Origin of the sequence: Aurantiacibacter gangjinensis, assembly GCF_001886695.1 — a bacterium.
GTDB lineage: Bacteria > Pseudomonadota > Alphaproteobacteria > Sphingomonadales > Sphingomonadaceae > Alteraurantiacibacter > Alteraurantiacibacter gangjinensis.
Genome location: NZ_CP018097.1, coordinates 1,058,505 through 1,075,303, shown reverse-complemented (window position 1 = coordinate 1,075,303; position 16,799 = coordinate 1,058,505). Strand labels below are relative to the sequence as shown.

At 62.3% G+C, this 16,799-nt stretch carries 14 protein-coding genes and 2 riboswitches; of the genes, 10 read left to right on the top strand and 4 right to left on the bottom strand.

Annotation, left to right across the window (positions count from 1 at the left end):
- Window positions 1–50 precede the first annotated feature (50 nt).
- From BMF35_RS05260 to kdsA, 5 genes are all read left to right on the top strand, one after another.
- On the top strand, window positions 51–1,394 hold the full coding sequence (locus BMF35_RS05260) for an oligosaccharide flippase family protein (RefSeq protein WP_071961174.1): 1,344 nt from the start codon (window positions 51–53) through the stop codon (window positions 1,392–1,394).
- 386 nt (window positions 1,395–1,780) lie between these two features.
- Window positions 1,781–2,746, top strand: coding sequence for a KpsF/GutQ family sugar-phosphate isomerase (locus tag BMF35_RS05255; protein WP_047007199.1), 966 nt, complete (start codon window positions 1,781–1,783; stop codon window positions 2,744–2,746).
- A 30-nt stretch (window positions 2,747–2,776) separates the two neighbouring features.
- Window positions 2,777–3,580, top strand: a complete 804-nt coding sequence (locus BMF35_RS05250; RefSeq protein WP_047007198.1) for a 3-deoxy-manno-octulosonate cytidylyltransferase — start codon at window positions 2,777–2,779, stop codon at window positions 3,578–3,580.
- Window positions 3,577–4,419 (top strand): TIGR01459 family HAD-type hydrolase, encoded by an 843-nt coding sequence (locus BMF35_RS05245; protein WP_052766075.1) that lies wholly within the window; start codon window positions 3,577–3,579, stop codon window positions 4,417–4,419. Before BMF35_RS05250 ends, BMF35_RS05245 begins: the two co-directional genes overlap by 4 nt.
- A 20-nt stretch (window positions 4,420–4,439) precedes the next feature.
- The gene (gene kdsA, locus BMF35_RS05240) at window positions 4,440–5,294 is read left to right on the top strand and encodes a 3-deoxy-8-phosphooctulonate synthase (protein WP_047007197.1); all 855 of its coding nucleotides are present in this window, start codon (window positions 4,440–4,442) and stop codon (window positions 5,292–5,294) included.
- Window positions 5,295–5,335: 41 nt separating this feature from the next.
- Here the strand turns inward: kdsA and tviB are convergent, their stop codons facing one another.
- Both tviB and BMF35_RS05230 read right to left on the bottom strand, forming a co-directional pair.
- Complete coding sequence (gene tviB, locus BMF35_RS05235) at window positions 5,336–6,610, bottom strand: Vi polysaccharide biosynthesis UDP-N-acetylglucosamine C-6 dehydrogenase TviB (RefSeq protein WP_047007196.1); 1,275 nt, start codon at window positions 6,608–6,610, stop codon at window positions 5,336–5,338.
- Window positions 6,611–6,714: 104 nt separating this feature from the next.
- Entirely contained in the window at window positions 6,715–7,854 is a 1,140-nt protein-coding gene (locus BMF35_RS05230; RefSeq protein WP_047007195.1) for a glycosyltransferase family 4 protein, read from the bottom strand.
- A 144-nt stretch (window positions 7,855–7,998) separates the two neighbouring features.
- Here BMF35_RS05230 and BMF35_RS05225 point away from each other — a divergent pair, with 144 nt between their 5' ends.
- From BMF35_RS05225 to BMF35_RS05215, 3 genes are all read left to right on the top strand, one after another.
- Entirely contained in the window at window positions 7,999–9,366 is a 1,368-nt protein-coding gene (locus tag BMF35_RS05225; protein WP_047007194.1) for an O-antigen ligase family protein, read from the top strand.
- Window positions 9,367–9,566: 200 nt separating this feature from the next.
- Window positions 9,567–11,672: a GumC family protein gene (locus tag BMF35_RS05220; RefSeq protein WP_047007193.1), complete on the top strand. Its 2,106-nt coding sequence runs from the start codon at window positions 9,567–9,569 to the stop codon at window positions 11,670–11,672.
- A 16-nt stretch (window positions 11,673–11,688) separates the two neighbouring features.
- Window positions 11,689–12,840: a hypothetical protein gene (locus BMF35_RS05215; RefSeq protein WP_047007192.1), complete on the top strand. Its 1,152-nt coding sequence runs from the start codon at window positions 11,689–11,691 to the stop codon at window positions 12,838–12,840.
- A gap of 8 nt (window positions 12,841–12,848) precedes the next feature.
- Here BMF35_RS05215 and BMF35_RS05210 read toward each other — a convergent pair whose 3' ends face one another.
- The gene (locus tag BMF35_RS05210) at window positions 12,849–13,922 is read right to left on the bottom strand and encodes an SDR family oxidoreductase (protein WP_236781568.1); all 1,074 of its coding nucleotides are present in this window, start codon (window positions 13,920–13,922) and stop codon (window positions 12,849–12,851) included.
- Between the two features lie 59 nt (window positions 13,923–13,981).
- Window positions 13,982–14,686, bottom strand: a complete 705-nt coding sequence (locus BMF35_RS05205; RefSeq protein WP_052766074.1) for a polysaccharide biosynthesis/export family protein — start codon at window positions 14,684–14,686, stop codon at window positions 13,982–13,984.
- Between the two features lie 217 nt (window positions 14,687–14,903).
- Window positions 14,904–15,001, top strand: a riboswitch (glycine riboswitch).
- A 2-nt stretch (window positions 15,002–15,003) separates the two neighbouring features.
- Window positions 15,004–15,113: riboswitch (glycine riboswitch) on the top strand.
- A gap of 53 nt (window positions 15,114–15,166) precedes the next feature.
- Here BMF35_RS05205 and gcvT point away from each other — a divergent pair.
- The gene (gcvT, locus tag BMF35_RS05200; RefSeq protein WP_047007191.1) at window positions 15,167–16,294 is read left to right on the top strand and encodes a glycine cleavage system aminomethyltransferase GcvT; all 1,128 of its coding nucleotides are present in this window, start codon (window positions 15,167–15,169) and stop codon (window positions 16,292–16,294) included.
- Between the two features lie 3 nt (window positions 16,295–16,297).
- The gene (gcvH, locus tag BMF35_RS05195; RefSeq protein ID WP_047007190.1) at window positions 16,298–16,669 is read left to right on the top strand and encodes a glycine cleavage system protein GcvH; all 372 of its coding nucleotides are present in this window, start codon (window positions 16,298–16,300) and stop codon (window positions 16,667–16,669) included.
- Window positions 16,670–16,799: the final 130 nt, after the last annotated feature.

The following is a 16,799-nucleotide window of genomic DNA, read 5'->3' as shown; positions in this document are numbered from 1 at the left end:
TCCGTTGTCACTCGTTTTCCTCTCCGCGGTCCTACAGCTGCAATCATCTCATGCCAATTGAACCGCCCTCCCCGTCGGAACGGCCACGTTCGGCACGGCTTCATACCGTATCGATAATCTGCGAGCGTGTTGTCCGCCTCATTTCCGGCATTTTGATCGGGGCGCTTGTTGCACGGTCTCTAGGACCTGCCGAGTTCGGGGAACTCGGCTTTGCACTGCAAATGCTGGCCCTCGCCACACCCTTCGCGGTGCTAGGGCTCGATGCGTCGCTAGTGAAATGGATCGTCCGGGAGCCGGAGGATCGCGACCGGATCGTGACGCAAAACCTGCTCACGCGCGTAACGATGGCCTCACTCGTCTGTGCAGTCGCAATGCTTGCTGTGCTCGCCATCGGCGTCGGTGAGCAGGCACAATACGTGCTGATCATGTTGATCGGGCTCATTCCGCAGTGCACTTCAACACTTGATCGTTTTTTTCTTGCGACGCGTAAAGGCGAATTGATCCTTGCTAGTTCAATCGCGGCTCTCCTTACCGCCGGTTCGCTACGGGTATATTTTGCCCTCTATGACCCCAACGTGTTCTTTTTCGCGCTTACTTATCTTGTCGAATATTTCGCCCAAGGCATAAGTCTTTGTATCTTCTATTTCCTGCAACGTCCCCGACCGAATTGGTCACCCGGCAACCTTCAGACTGCGTTATCGCGCCTTTCCGAAAGCATCCCCCTTTTGCCAGCCGCTGTTGCTGGCGCTGCTTTTGCGGCGGTGGGCGTCATCGTTTTGAAGATTTTTTCGGATGACGAGCAATTGGGAATATTTACGGCAGCGCTTCGCATCACCACTGCCTGGGTCGTCGTTCAAGCTGCTATCGTTGCTGCAGCCGCACCTCTAATTATGGAAGAGGCTACGGTTGAGAGAGGCGCCAAGGGGGAAGTCTCGCTAAGATTGATGCGCGTAATCGAAACTGCTACCATTTTGTCACTCGTGGCTGCGGTGGGAATGGCAATCGTTGCGCCTGCGCTGGAGCAGATACTTTATGGCGATCAGTTTCAAGGTGTCGCCATCTTAATGACAATCCACATATGGGCCGCGCTGTTTGCCGGGTGGCGAAAGATTTCCGGCACGTGGTATGTTGCAGAAGAGTCACTTTGGTTGGCTTTCCGTCGCCAACTTGTTGGCCTTTTAATCACCGCTCTGTTTGGTATACCCTTGACGATAAAATACGGAGCCATGGGCATGGCCATCGGAGCGCTCGCAGGAGAAATTGTAGCCGGTTGGTTGGTAGATTTTCTGGGGCGCAAGACTCGTCATCATGGCATGGCAAAACTCCGATCTTTTTATCCCCGAGTTTTGATAGCCGACTTGCGAAAGTGGAGGCGCTCTTCTGGCGCGGTTTAACTTAAGCGCCTTAAGAGGAATTCTATGTGTCGCCACAAAAACCTATACTATTTAGCTGCCGGATTAGGTGAGTAAAATACTTTTTTCCATCCGGCAGTTGGCGTATGTAGTGATCAGCGCTTCGCAATATACGATGCAAAAAGGTTACTCTTGATTCGAATTTCAAGGAATGAGGCGACGATGATTGTCGCTCCCTCGAGTTCGCTCACCCGTGATTTTCTAATTTAGCGAACTCTGAAATTGGCGAAAACGCCAAGCAATGGTTTGGTCGAGCATGAATCACGGGGTGGCAAAAGCGACGCTTTGCCGCCATAGGGCCTGCGCATACGGCGATACGCGGCATCGCCACACGTCTCGCAATGTCTCGAACACATCAGTAGCTAATAATGAACGATACATCCTCGATTTCCCCGGCGCACCATGGCGCCAACGTTATTCGCATCGAAAGCGCGGCCCTCGCCCAGATGGCCGATGCGCTCGGCGACGAGTTCGACGCGGCCGCCACGCTGCTGCGCGATTGCAAGGGCCGCGTGGTGGTCTCGGGCATGGGCAAGTCCGGCCATATCGGTAACAAGATTGCCGCCACGCTGGCCTCTACCGGCACGCCCTCCTTCTTCGTCCATCCGTCCGAGGCCAGCCATGGCGACCTAGGCATGATCACCCGCGACGATGTGTGCCTGGTGCTCTCCAATTCGGGCGAAACGGCGGAACTGCATGCATTGCTGGCCTATGTCGCACGCTTCGACATTCCGATGATCGCCATCACCAAGAAGGCCGACAGCACGCTGGCGCGCCAGGCAGAGGTCGCGCTGCTGCTGCCGCAGGCGGAGGAAGCGTGCAGCGTCGGCATGGCGCCCACCACGTCTACCACCTGCACGCTGGCGCTGGGCGATGCGCTGGCGGTTGCGGTGATGCGGATGCGCGGTTTCCGCAAGGAAGATTTCCACGTCTTCCATCCCGGCGGCAAGCTGGGCGCGCAATTCCTGCGCGTGGGCGACATCATGCATACGGGCGATGCCGTGCCCGCGGTGCGCGCGGGCGATTCCATGGGCGATGTGCTGGTCGAAATGTCGGCCAAGGGGCTCGGCGTTGCTGCCGTGCTGGAGGACGGCAAGCTGCTGGGCGTCATCACCGATGGCGATCTGCGCCGCAATATGGATGGCCTGCTGGACCGCGATGCCGGTTCTACTGCCACCAAGAAGCCGATGACCATCGCACCGTCCTGCCTTGTGGAAGAGGCCATGGCGCTGATGAGCGGCAACAAGGTAAGCGCGCTGCCCGTGGTCGATGAGGACGGCACGCTGGCAGGCGTGGTGCATGTGCATGATTGCCTGCGCGCCGGCGCGCGCTAGGCCGCTCTCCCGATACGAAAAGGATCGACCATGGCCGATGTGATGATCGTCATCCCCGCACGCTTCGCTTCGCAGCGTTATCCGGGCAAGCCGCTCGCCCCGCTGCGCGGCAAGGATGGCGAGGCAAAGTCGCTGATCCATCGTAGCTGGGAAGCGGCCATGCGGGTCGAGGGCGTGTCGCGCGTCGCCGTGGCGACCGACAGCCAGGAAATCGTCGATGCGGTCGAAGGCTTTGGCGGCGAAGCGATCTGGACCTTGCCTGAATGCCGCAATGGCACCGAACGCTGCGCCGAGGTGCTGGGTAAGCTGGATGCCGAGCCCGACCTTATCGTAAACCTGCAGGGCGATGCGCCGCTGACGCCAGCCTATTTCGTCGAAAGCCTGATCGAACGCATGGCGGCAGACGAGTCCGCGGCCGTTGCAACGCCTGTCGTGCGCGTGTCGGCCAGTCTGTACGAAACGCTGGCCGCCGATGAGCGCAAGGGCATTGTCGGCGGGACGTTCGCCGCGACGTCCGGCAAGGGCCACGCACACTATTTCTCCAAGCGGATGATCCCGCATTTCGCCCGCGATGAGGTAGACGACGACAAGCTGCCGCTGCTGCTGCATATCGGCCTCTACGCCTATCGCCCTGCCGCCCTGCGCGCCTATGTCGAGCATTCGCCCACCGCGCTTGAACAGCTGGAAGGTCTCGAACAGCTGCGCTTCCTCGATATGGGCGCGCCCATCACCGTGGTCGAAGTCGCGCCGCCCGAATGGGACATCTGGGAGCTCAACAATCCCAGCGATGTCGAGCATGTCGAAAACAGCCTGCGGATCATGGGCGTTTCATGACGCTGGACCCGTCCTACGACGTCATTCTGTGCGACCTGTGGGGCTGCGTGCACAATGGCGCGCGCCCCTTCCCCGGCGCGCTGGACCTGTTGCGGGCATGGAAGGGCGAAGGGCGCACCATCGTCTTCCTTACCAATGCCCCGCGCCCGGCGCCTGCGGTAAAGATCCAGCTCGACGGCCTCGGCATCGCGCCCGATTGCTATGACGGGATCGTCAGCTCCGGCGATGCAGCGCTGGCCTATTTGCGCGAGCATGAGGGACAGAGTGCCGGTTTCATCGGTTCGCAGCGCGACCGGGAGGCGCTGGCGAGCGAGGGTCTGGAATTTTCGGGCACAGCGGCGGATAGCGACATCATCGTCTGTTGCGGTTTCGCTGACGGTCATGCGAACGATCTTGCCCATCACGCGGATGAAGTGCGCGCAGGCGCCGAAAGCGGCGCGACCATGATCTGCCTCAATCCCGATATCGAGGTGGAGCGCGACGGCGTGCGGGAACTATGCGCAGGCGCAATTGCACAAGAATATGAGCGGCTTGGCGGCGAGGTCGTCTATTTCGGCAAGCCCTATGCCCCGATCTATGACCGTGCGCTGGCTGTTGCGCGGCAAATCACGGGCAGCGATATCGATCGCCGCCGTGTTCTCGCCATCGGCGACAACGCCAAGACAGACCTGCGCGGCGCGGACGAATACGGAATCGCTTTCGTTTACGTAACGAGCGGGGTAGGGGCTGGCCTGGACACACGGAGCCGAAATGGCAGCGGCAGCACAGCTGCCCCCTCACCCGGCACCGACACACTGAACCTTGTTGCAACGGTCGACGCGCTGGCAGCGCTCGGCTGAGGAATTTTCGGAGATATTCCATGAAACTGTGCGGACACGATATCGGCATCGACAAACCGTTCTTCCTGATCGCCGGCCCTTGCGTCATCGAATCGGAAGACATGGCCATGCGCACCTCGACCGCGATGAAGGAAATCACGGATCGGCTCGGCATCCCCTTCATCTACAAGAGCTCTTTCGACAAGGCGAACCGCACATCGGGCAAGAGCTTTCGCGGCCCGGGCCTCGATGAAGGCCTGAAAATTCTTGCCAAGGTGAAAAGCGAAGTCGGCGTTCCGGTGCTGACCGACGTGCACGAGAAGGAGCAGGTCGGCCCCGTTTCCGAAGTCGTCGACGTGATGCAGACGCCCGCCTTCCTCGCCCGCCAGACCGATTTCATCTGCGCCGTGGCCGAACGCGACACCGCGGTAAACATCAAGAAAGCGCAGTTCATGGCACCGGGCGACATGGCCAATGTGGTCGAAAAAGCGCGCGACGCGGCGAAAGCGGCGGGCGGCACGGGCGAGAATATCATGGTTTGCGAACGCGGCGCGTCTTTCGGCTACCAGAACCTCGTTTCCGACATGCGCGGCCTCGCCATCATGCGCGAGACCGGTTGCCCGGTCGTGTTCGATGCGACCCATTCGGTCCAGCTTCCCGGCGGCAAGGGCACATCTTCGGGCGGGCAGCGCGAATTCGTGCCGGTGCTGGCACGTGCAGCCATTGCAGCGGGTATCTCAGGCGTGTTCATGGAAACGCACCCCGATCCCGCCAATGCCAAGTCGGACGGCCCCAATGCCTGGCCGCTCGACATGATGGAAGGCCTGCTCTCGACGCTGAAGCGCATCGACGACACAGTGAAATCGGGCGATTTCGCGGAAAACGCCTTTAGCTGATTTCGTATTGGCGCTGCTGATTCGCGCGTCTGACCCCCGGGTCAGAGGCGCAGGTCGCTTTCATCGGCGTTGAAAATGGACTTGAGGTCGAGGAATACATGCTCTTCCTTGCCCAGCGCGCGAATGCCGCTGGCGCCCATCGCCTTGTAATCCTCATGCGCGACGGCCAGCACCACGGCATCGTAGGTGTTGTCGTCGAGGCTCGACACCAGTTTCACGTCATATTCGCGCTTCGCCTCTTCGGCGTCGGCCAGCGGATCGTGCACGTCGACCTGCGCGTTGTAATCCTGCAATTCGCGGATCACGTCGATCACGCGCGAATTGCGCAGGTCCGGGCAGTTTTCCTTGAAGGTGAGGCCCAGCACCAGGATGCGCGCATTGTTCACATGGATCCGGCGGCGCAACATGGTCTTGACCAGTTCGCCGCTGACATAGGCGCCCATGCCATCATTGATGCGCCGACCGGCCAGGATCACCTGCGGGTGATAGCCGATCGCCTCGGCCTTGTAGGTCAGGTAATACGGATCGACGCCGATGCAGTGGCCGCCGACAAGGCCGGGGCGGAACGGCAGGAAGTTCCATTTCGTGCCCGCGGCTTCGAGCACGGCGAGGGTATCGATGCCCAGCCGGTTGAAGATGATCGAAAGCTCGTTGACCAGCGCGATGTTGAGGTCGCGCTGCGTGTTTTCGATAACCTTCGCAGCCTCGGCCACGCGGATGCTCTCGGCCTTGTATGTGCCTGCGGCAATGATCGAGGCGTAGAGCGCATCCACGGCATCGGCCACTTCCGGCGTCGAGCCCGATGTCACCTTGCGGATGCTGGGCAGGCGGCGCTCCTTGTCGCCGGGATTGATGCGTTCTGGCGAATAGCCGCAGAAGAAATCTTCGTTGAATTTGAGCCCCGATACCGCTTCCAGCTCGGGCACGCACACTTCCTCGGTCGCGCCCGGATAGACAGTGCTTTCATAGATGACGATGTCGCCCTTTTTCAGCGCGTCACCGATCATCTGCGAGGCCTTGACCAGCGGAGTCAGGTCCGGGCGATTGTGATCGTCGATGGGCGTAGGCACGGTTACGATAAACACGGTGCAATCGGCTAGATCCCGCTTGTCCGCCGACAGTTGCAAGCCTTTTGCTTCAGCCAGTTCTGCGGCATCGACTTCGCCGGTGCGGTCATGCCCGTCCTGCAACTGCGCGATGCGGCCGGCGTCGATATCGAATCCCACGACATCGCGTTTCTTGCCGAACTCGCTTGCCAGCGGCAGGCCGACATAGCCCATACCGATGATCGCGATGCGCGCATTGTCGAGATTCATGTGACTTGGTCCCGCTTGGATTTGATGCCTGCGCCAATGGAAAAGCGCCAATGGCATGGCCGCTTAGTCGCTTGCGCCAGCGCAGTCCATTGCCAGTTTTTCCGCTAGGCGTGCGCCGATTTGCCCGTGGCGCGCGCGATGGCCTCACGATAGTGCGCCGCGATGATGGCAACGCTGTATTCGCGCTCCATCTTTGCTCGGCCTGCCGCTCCGATGGCTTCGCGTTCGCTGGCAGGCAGGTCCAGCATGCGAATGATGGCATCGGCCAGCGACGCACTGTTGCGAACGTCGCAGAGGAAGCCGGTCCCCCCGTCATCGACGACAGCGCGGCAGCCCGGAACATCGGTCGCCACCAGCGGCCGCGCCATGGCGGCCGCTTCGATCAATGTGCGCGGCGCGCCTTCGCGATAGGACGGGAGGACAACCATGGTCGCTTCCGCAATCGCGCCGCGCACATCGTCGGTCGGTCCGGCATAGTGGACGCCATGCGATGCCTCCAGCGCGTGAATATCCTCCAATGATAAGGAGGTGCGATTGTCGCTCCCCGCCGCGCCTACCAGCCGCAGGATGGCATTGGGGTGCCGTTCGCGCACGATCGGCGCGGCTTCGACGAATTCCATCACCCCCTTGTCGCGCAACAGCCGCGCAATCATCAGGACGACCGGCAGATCATCGGCGCGCGGCGAAGGCGCGGGAGCAAATTCATCGAGGTTGATGCCGGAGCCGGGCAGGACCTGCACCTGCTCCCGCCGCACCATACCCTGTTCCACGAACATGGCGGCATCGTCCTCGTTCTGGAAAAACACCGTATCGGCCTTGGCAAAAGCCGCTCGGTAAAGCGTCCGCGCAATCCTCGCCACCATCGGGCTGGAGAGAAAGGCGGTGCCTAGGCCGGTCACGTTCGGGATGAACGGGATGCCTCGCAGCCGCGCGGCAAGCGATCCGAAAATGTTGTTCTTGATGGTGTAGCCCAGCACCACATCGGGCTTCAGCTCCCCGAATGCGCTGTGAAACCGGCGGAAGAGCGCGATTTCGGCCAGCGGGTTGAAGCCTTTGCGATCCATCTCCAGCGGCCGGAATTCGCAGCCGATCTCTTGCAGCTTCGCGACATGCTCATCCGACGGGGCGAGGATCGTCACACGGTGTCCGTCCGCGATCAGCGCCGCCATCAGGTCGCGGCGGAAATTCCAGATATTCCACGCGGCATTGACGGTGACGACGATATGCAGACCGGACTTTCCCATGACCCTTCCAACCATTGCGCCCGGCGTCGGTGGACGCAAACACGCAGCTTGGCAAGCGCGGCTTCATCCTTCGCGGTTTCGGTTGAAGCGCAGGTCCAAGCCGCTCTATAGGCGCGCATTGCCGCAGCGCTTCGGGAGGTTTGGGTGACGGGTCGGAAAAGCACGCGAAGCGCGCCGGGCGAGGTGCGTACGCTCGATATGGCGATTTTCATCATCCTGGTGCTGGTGGTGGCCGCACTTGGCGGCAGTTCGCGTTTCGACATGGTGCAGGGGCCGCCACTGCAGCTGGGCGCGTGGATCATTCTCGGCGTGCTGGTCGCGACCGCGGCGCGACCTTTGGCCGCAAAGCCGCTCCTCTTTCTCGCCCTTGCCTATTGCGGATGGCTGGCACTGACGCTCATCCCACTGCCGCACGGTGTGTGGACGATGTTGCCGGGCCGCGAAGATATTGCGCAGCTGGAGGAAGCGCTCGGCCTCAGCTTTGCCCGCCCGCTCAGCCTCGATCCGCAGCGCACGCTCAATGCCCTGGGTTTGATGGCCATACCGCTCGCCGGCATCCTCGCCGTCTCGCGGCTTGGCGAGCGCGCGGTCATCACCGTGCTGACCGCTTGCGTGGCGCTCGCCGTGCTGTCTGCAACGCTCGCTTTCATCCAGCAGGCGACCGGCCAGCTTTATCTCTATGCCATCACCAATGACGGCAAGCCGGTGGGCATCTTCGCCAACACCAACCACCATGCCGTTTTCGTCGTCATCGGACTGGCCATCGCGGCATGGCTGTTCGACACGCTCAAGCTCTGGCCGAAGGGCTTTTCCGGTTTCGCCGCCGTCTTGCTCTTTCTATCCGCCCTCACTTCCACGTCGCGTGGCGGCTTCCTCTGCCTGCTGGTGGCGCTTGCCTTCATCGCATGGCTGGCCCCGCGCAGGGTGCTGGGCGAAGAGCGCCGCCAGCGGTTGGGCCTCACGCCGCGTCGGCTCGCCCTGGTCGCCGCGGGTGGCGGCGCTATCGCAGTCGCCCTGTTGCTGCCGCTGCTCTCCAGCGTGCCGGCGATAGACCGGATCGTCGGCGCCGATCCGCTACAGGACAGGCGGTTTGAAATCCTGCCGCATACGCTTGCGATGGCGCGCGATTTCCTGCCTTTTGGCGTCGGTATCGGCGCATTCGAGGATGTGTATTACGCCTACGAATTGCCGCAGAACCTGCGTCCGGAATATGTGAACATGGCGCATAACGACATTGCCCAGCTGCTGGCCGAAGGTGGTATCGTGATGGCTGGCTTCGTGATCGCCGTCATTGTTCTGGCGATACGCCGGGCGCGGGCGCGCCTCGGGGCTGAAGATGCCAACACACAGGATAGCGGCTTTATCGGGCTTGCGACAGCGATCCTCGCCATTCTCGTGGTGGCCAGCGCCTTCGATTACCCGCTGCGCACCGCCATCCACCAATTGTCGGCCACCATGCTGCTGACATTGCTCTGGATGCCCCCGCTGCCCCGCCCCCGGCATTTGCGATGAGAGGCCAATAATACATTGCCCTCGCGCGGCGGCTTCTTTACCAAACGCGGCAATTGTTTGGAGGTGGAGGGGACGAACCCCTGCAACATTTGCTCGGTTCCACCGGACCGCGCGTGATCGCGATAAGCCGCGTCGCCACGCAGCACTCTCCGCCATGACTGGAATGGGATAGAATGAACGTAAATCCGCAGAATGGGACTATGACCGATACGGCAGTCACGACCGCCGGCGAAGGCCCCTATTACACGGCGAACACCCAGTTCCAGGCGCTGGACCTGTCGCGCCTCGCAGCGCGCGCGGTGCAGTTGCGCTACTGGCTGGCCGGCTTGTTTGCAGCCGCCATCGTCATCGCGATCATTTTCACCACGCTGCAAACACCGCTGTTTCGCTCAACCGCGCAGATCGAGATCAGCCGCGTGGAAATCAGCGCCGGCGATAGCGGCGACCTGGCTGCCGCAGGTCAGGAAAATCGCGATCAGCAATATTTCAACACGCAGTACGAGCTGCTGCGCTCCCGCGCCGTTGCGACCCGCGTGGTCGATGCGCTCGACCTTTCGGAAGACGAGCAATTCGCCAGCGCCTACAGCGCCGATCCCGGGCAGATCAGTCCGGAACGGGCGGCAAGCCTGATCCTCGGTTCGGTTGAAATCCTCCCGATTCCGCAATCGAACCTCGTCGACATTGCCGTCTCCTCGCCCAGCGCCGATCTGAGTGCGCGGCTCGCCAATGCATGGGCGGAGCAATTCCTCGAATTGAATTACGAGAAGCGGTTCGGCGACAACATCCTCGCGCGCGAATTAGTGGAAGACCAGCTTGCCGAAATGCGCGTGCAGCTTGAGGAAGCGGAAGAACGGCTGAGCGCCTACGCTTCTGCCAACGAAATCCTCGTGGTCGAGTCGACCGGAGAGGACGGCAACACCACGCAAAGCACGATCCTCGCGCGCCAGCTTTCGGCAGTGAACGAAGCGCTGGCAGCGGCGACGGTCAACCGCATTGCCGCCGCCAGTGCCGTGCAGTCGAGCAACACCCCGACCACGAATGGTCAGAGCGCGTTGCGCGGTCGTCTCGCCGATGTGGAGAGCCAGCTGGCCAGCGCGCGCACCACGCTCGGCCCGCAGCACCCGCAGGTTCGCGCTCTCGAAGCCCAGCAGGAAACCCTGCGGCGGGCACTCAACGGTGCAGATGGAGAGGCGTCGACACAGCTTGCCAATGCGCTGCAACAGGCCGTGCTGGAAGAACGCCGGCTGCAAGACCGTTTCAATTCGCTGCGTTCGCAATATCTCTCCCAGCAGGGCCAGGGTGCCCAATATGGCATTCTAGAACGTGAGGTAGACACGAACCGCCAGATCTACGCGGCGCTGCTGCAGCGTTACAACCAGCTTGGCGTCGCCGGTTCGGGTTCGAACAACATGACGCTCATCGAAAATGCGCGCCCCGCTCCCGGTCCGTACAGTCCGAATATGCCGCTGAATATCGCCATTGCGGTGTTGGCGTCGCTGCTGATCGGCGCGGGTGTGGTCTACGCCGTCGAACTGCTCGACCAGAGCATCCGCGACCCGGAAGACGTGCAGCGCCAATTCGGCCTGCCGCTGCTGGGCCTTATCCCGAAATCGACCGATGGCGAGGTTCACGAGGAAGTTCTGGAGCGCAGCTCCTCGACTGGCGAGGCCTACGCCTCGGCACGTTTCGCCCTTCAGCATCTCGACAATGCGGATCAGCTGCGCACGCTTATGCTAACCAGCGCGCGGCCCGGCGAAGGGAAGACTTCCAGCTCTCTGGCATTGGCCAAGAGCTTCGCCGACATGGGCGAAAAGGTGGTGCTGGTCGATTTCGACCTGCGCCGCCGCGGCGTCAGTCGGCTGCTCGGCCCGGCGGCTAGCGATCGCGGCATGCTGGGCTTCCTCAAAGGCAGCACGCCGGAGCCGACTTTCCATTCGCTGACCGATTACGGCGTGGATTTCGTCGGCACGAGCGACATCGAGCGGGAGCCGGTTTCGCTGCTCACGCGTCCGCGCATCGGTGCGCTGATGAACCTGCTGCAAAGCCGGTACGATCGCATCGTCATAGATGCGCCGCCGGTACTCGGCCTGGCCGATTCCGTGGAACTGGCGCAGAGTGTGGATGGCGTGGTGTTCGTTATCGAAGCCAATGTCGGCTCCGCGAACGCCGTGCGCCGTGCGCTGAGCCGCCTGCGCGATGCCAATGCGCCGCTGCTTGGCAGCTTCGTGACCAAGCTGGATCAGCGCAATGCGCTATATGGCTATGGCGGCGATTACGGCTACGGCTACAGCTACTCGCAGAGCTGAAGGCGTCACAGAAACGATGCGCGCTGTCTCGATCATCGCCGGTGTGGCAGTCGGCCTTGCCGGCCTGTTCTTCGCCAGCCAGTCGGCAAGCCTGGTCGCCGTTCGCGGCAATTCACAGCTTGCGGCGCAGATCGGCGTATTTCCCGCCCGCGCGCAGGAACGGCGGGCCATCGCCGCCGTCGAGACCGATGAGACCGGCATCAGCAATGTCGCGCCGGCTCTGGACGAAGCGCAATCCGCTTTTGCCATCAGTCCTTTGCGGACGGAGGCGGCAGCAATTCTTGCGCTCGGCATGGAAGACAGCATCGAGCGCAACGCCGCGCTCGATGCGACGACGCGCTTGCAACAGCGCGGGCGCCTCCTGAATTTCGCTCAATTGCAAAGAGCTGCCACCGCGAATGACCTCGAGACTGGCCTGCGCGCGGTCGATCGATTGCTGACACTTTATCCGTCGGCGCGCGAGCAGCTGTTTCCGGTGCTCGGCAGTTTTCTCGCACGAGATGGTGCGATAGCTATCTTTCGCGATTTGTTATCGCGTGATCCGAGTTGGGTGAATGGGTTGTTCGGACTCCGCGATATCGAGCCGATTGCCCAAAAGCGTCTGGGCCAGCTCCGGCTGGAGATGGGCCGATACGCAGGAACGAGTGAGCTGATCGACCGTCGGCTTGTCGCGCGCTTGGCAGCTCAGGGATTCCTCAGCGAAGCTGCTGGCGTCTACGCTTTAATTTCGGATGATAGCGGACAGACGGCCGATCCGTTGTCAATCGACTGGCAGGATGCCGTGCCGCCTTTCGACTGGGACTTGCAGACCGAGCGCGATTTCCATGCGCGGACCTCCACCGGTCGCGACGGATTGCGCGTGCGTATCGATAGCGGGCGCGGTGGCACGATTGCAGAGCGCCTCGTCGCCGTGCCCGAGGGTGCTAGCAGTCTGCTTATCACTCACGAGTTGGACAATACCGATCGCGCGGCGCCGCTGGTGCTGCAAGCATCCTGCGCCGACAGTGCCGAGGCGGCGCAAGCCGAAATGCGCGGCGACGGGTCGACCCGGCTTGCCCTGCCGGCAGGCGATTGCAGCGTCGCGCGCATCGTCATCAGCGGCCGCGCGCTGAGCGGGCAAAGGCCGATCCGCGGCGAAGTGACAGGCTTGCGTTTTACCGCCGATTAGCGCGCGGTCTATTCGCCCGCCAGCAGCCGCGCTCTTTCCTCGACATACCACGGCATGGCCTGCACCAGCCCTGCGCCGATCGTGTGCGTCGGCGCGTAATTCACGGCTTCGCGCGCCCGCTCGATACTGGCGAGCGAATGGCGCACATCGCCCTTGCGTTCCGGCCCATGGACCGGCGAGCGGTCGTAATGGATCTGGTATTCGGCGAGTTCGCTTTTGATCAGGCCGAACAGCTCGTTAAGCGTGGTCCGCTCTCCCACAGCGACATTCATCACCCGCGCGCCCTCGCCCGCGTCGATGAGGGCGGCACGCAGGTTCGCCTGCACGGCGTTGTCGACGAAGCAGAAATCGCGGCTGGTTTCCCCGTCGCCATTGATGGTGATGTCCTCGCCCGCAATCATCCGGTCGGTCCATTTCGGGATAACGGCGGCATAGGCCCCGTCCGGGTCCTGCCGCTGGCCGAACACGTTGAAATAGCGCAGGCCGGTCGTCGCGAAATCGTAGCTGCGCCAGTAGATTTCGGCGTAGATCTCGTCGAACAGCTTGGTCGCGGCATAGGGCGAAAGCGGACGGCCGATGCGGTCTTCCTGCTTGGGAAGGTTGGGCTCGTCGCCATAGGTAGAACTGGACGCGGCATAGACGAAGGCCGACACCCCGGCGAGCCGGGCGGCATCGAGCATGGTAAGGAAGCCGCTCACATTCACGTCATGGCTGGTGACGGGGTCTTCCAGCGAGCGCGGAACGGATCCTAGCGCCGCCTGGTGCAGCACGATATCGACGGCTTCCAGAGCGCGCGCGCAGGTTTCGGCATCGCGGATATCGCCCTCGATCAGCGTGAAGCGGGCGAAAGCATCGCCGACGACGCTTTCGACATGGGCGAGATTATGCCGGTGGCCCGTCGCGAAATTGTCCAGCCCGACCACCTCCTGCCCCAGCAGCAACAGGCTTTCGACGAGGTTGGAGCCGATGAAACCGGCAGCCCCGGTTACCAGCCATCGGCGTTGGTCGTGGCGAACAAGATCGGCCAGCTCGCGCTGCCCATCCTGCTCGAACCAGCGCATGGCAGAGCGTTCTGGCATCATGGAAAATCCGTTTCAATTCGAGGGCGCATCCCGGCCAAAAGCCGGGACCGAAAATCGTGTCAGTTGGCCACCCGGTCGAGCAGCACGATACTGCTGGTGATCGCGGGCAGGATGCCGAGGATGGATTCGAAGCGGCGACGGGCCGCATTCTCGCCCACCATCACGATATCGCCCGCAAAGATGTTCGGATCGGGATAATTGCCACGCGCAATCGCGCCTGCATTGTATAGACCGATGAAGCGCTGCCCGTCCACGGTGCGGAAGACCAGCACATCCTCGCTATCGGCATATTCTGCCAGGCCACCCGCCGTATTGATGGCGCGCAGCAGGGTGTAGGATTGCGAAATCGGATAATTTCCCGGCGTCTCGATCTCGCCGCCGATCGATACGGTCGGCGCAATCGCATCGACCATGGAAACGGTGACGGCCGGATCGAGGATAAAGTCGCCCGACAGCCGGGCGCGCAACACGGCGGCAAGCTGCGTTGGCGAAAGGCCCTGAGCGGCGATGCGTCCGATATAAGGGAAGAGCAGCATGCCTTCCTCGTCGACGATGTAGGTGCCGCTGAGCCCTTCATCGCCCGTGACCGTGATCTGCAGCGGGGTGGACGGGCCGATCTGGCTGAAGGCATTTGCCGGAGCGGGAAGCTCGGTCAGTTCGGTGATGGCGACCGTGCTGGCCTGTCCGTAGGGCTGCTCTGTCGAGGCGCAAGCGGCGAGGCTGGCGGCCATCGCGGCGCAGGTGAGGGCGTGGGTGATCTTCAAGGTCTCGTCCCGTCGTAAATGTTTGCTTCGCCTCCCCTATATCCGCGCACCGCGGCAAGCGAAACCCCCGAGCGAAAACCGGTGGCCGCCCGCAGTCCGTCACACACTGCGGGTTTCGGCGGAAAACGCGCTCTACCGCCTTTTAAGCGATTGACGCTGCTCCGCCTTGGCAGCAAGAGACACATGCCTGTCGAATCGCCTTGCAAAAAGCGGTCCGGCCGGGCGCGCGGGAGAGTGTGACGGCCATCGCTGGCCCGATCCGCCGAAGGAGCAACCGCCCCGGAAACTCTCAGGCAACCGGACCGCGCGACCGGGCCAGGCACTCTGGAAAGCGCCTTGGATGCAAATCCGGGCCACCGAAGGGGTAAGCGTTGCCTTTCGCAAGGGCGGCGTCAAGGCTCTCAGGTTTCCCGACAGAGGGGGCATGGCGAAAGGGCGCGGGCCGATCCGCGCGCTGCCAAGCTGTGCCGAGACCTTGCGATGAGCGATACCGAAGACAACACACCGCCCGCCAAGCTGCCGCTGGATGGCTGGCACCGCGCACAGGGCGCGCGCATGGTGCCTTTTGCCGGCTACGAGATGCCGATCCAGTATGAAGGCATCAAGGCAGAGCATGACTGGACGCGCTCCAGCGCCGGCCTGTTCGATGTGAGCCATATGGGCCAGCTGCTGCTCTCCGGCCCCGGGCTGGACGAAGCGGTGGAAGCGCTTCTTCCCATCGACCTTTCCCCGCTGAGCGTCGGTCGCCAGCGCTATTCGCTGTTGCTGGACGAGAATGGCGGCGTGCTGGACGATCTGATGGTGTCCCGCTGGCCGGAGCATCTCTATCTGGTGGTGAATGGCGCGACCAAGTGGGACGATATCGCCCATATGCGCGAGCACCTGCCTGACGAAATCACCCTGAACCATCTGGAGGATCGCGCGCTGCTGGCCTTGCAGGGGCCAAAGGCGGTCGACGCGCTGGCGCGCCATGCGAAGGGCGAGACCGACCTGCACGATCTTACCTTCATGCGCTTTGGCGAATACACGATTGCCGGCCACGAAGTGACGATTGCCCGTGCCGGGTATACGGGCGAGGACGGATTCGAGATTTCCATCCCCGGCGAGGCGGCAGAAGAGATTGCCGCGCTGCTGGCAGGCGAACCCGAAGTGAAGCCCATCGGCCTCGGCGCGCGCGATTCGCTGCGTCTCGAAGCGGGCCTGCCGCTTTACGGCCATGACCTCTCGCCCGAAACCAGCCCCATCGAAGCGGGCCTCGTCTTCGGCATCAACAAGCGCCGCCGCGGTGAAGGCGGCTTCCCCGGCGCAGAGCGCATCCAGCGCGAAATCGCCGAGGGAACGGGCCGCAAATGGGCGGCATTGGTCCTCGAAGGGCGCCAGCCGGCTCGCGAAGGGGCGGAAATCTATCACGGCGATGCCAAGATCGGCATCGTCACCAGCGGCGGCTTCTCGCCCACGCTCGGCCACCCTATCGCCATGGGCTATGTGGAAACCGATCACGCAGCCGTGGATACTGCACTAGAGATCGACGTGCGCGGAAAGCGCCTGCCCGCCCGGGTAGCGCCCCTGCCCTTCGTGCCGCATAAATATTATCGCAAAGGAGCCTGATAGATGCCGCGCTATTTCACCGAAGAACATGAATGGATCGACGTCGACGGCGATACCGCGACGGTCGGCATTACCGACTACGCGCAGGAACAGCTGGGCGATGTGGTGTTCGTGGAAGTGCCGCAATCGGGCACCGAACTGGCCAAGGGCGCCGAAGCCGCCGTGGTGGAAAGCGTGAAGGCAGCAAGCGATGTCTACGCGCCCATCGCGGGCACGGTGACCGAAGGCAATTCCGCGCTGGAAGACGAGCCTGAGCTGGTGAACACTTCTGCCGACGATCAGGGCTGGTTCTTCAAGCTGACCATCGCCGACAAGGACGAGCTTGACGGCCTGATGGACGCAAAGGCCTACAAGGCGTTCTGCGACGGGCTTTGATGGTACCCTCCCCTCCTTTTCAAAGGAGGGGATCGAGGGGTGGTTTTGCGACCGCAAGGTCGCACCGGACCGCAGACACCACCCCGCTGCGACCAGGCTCACCTGCGGTTCGCCAAGTCTCACTGCCCCT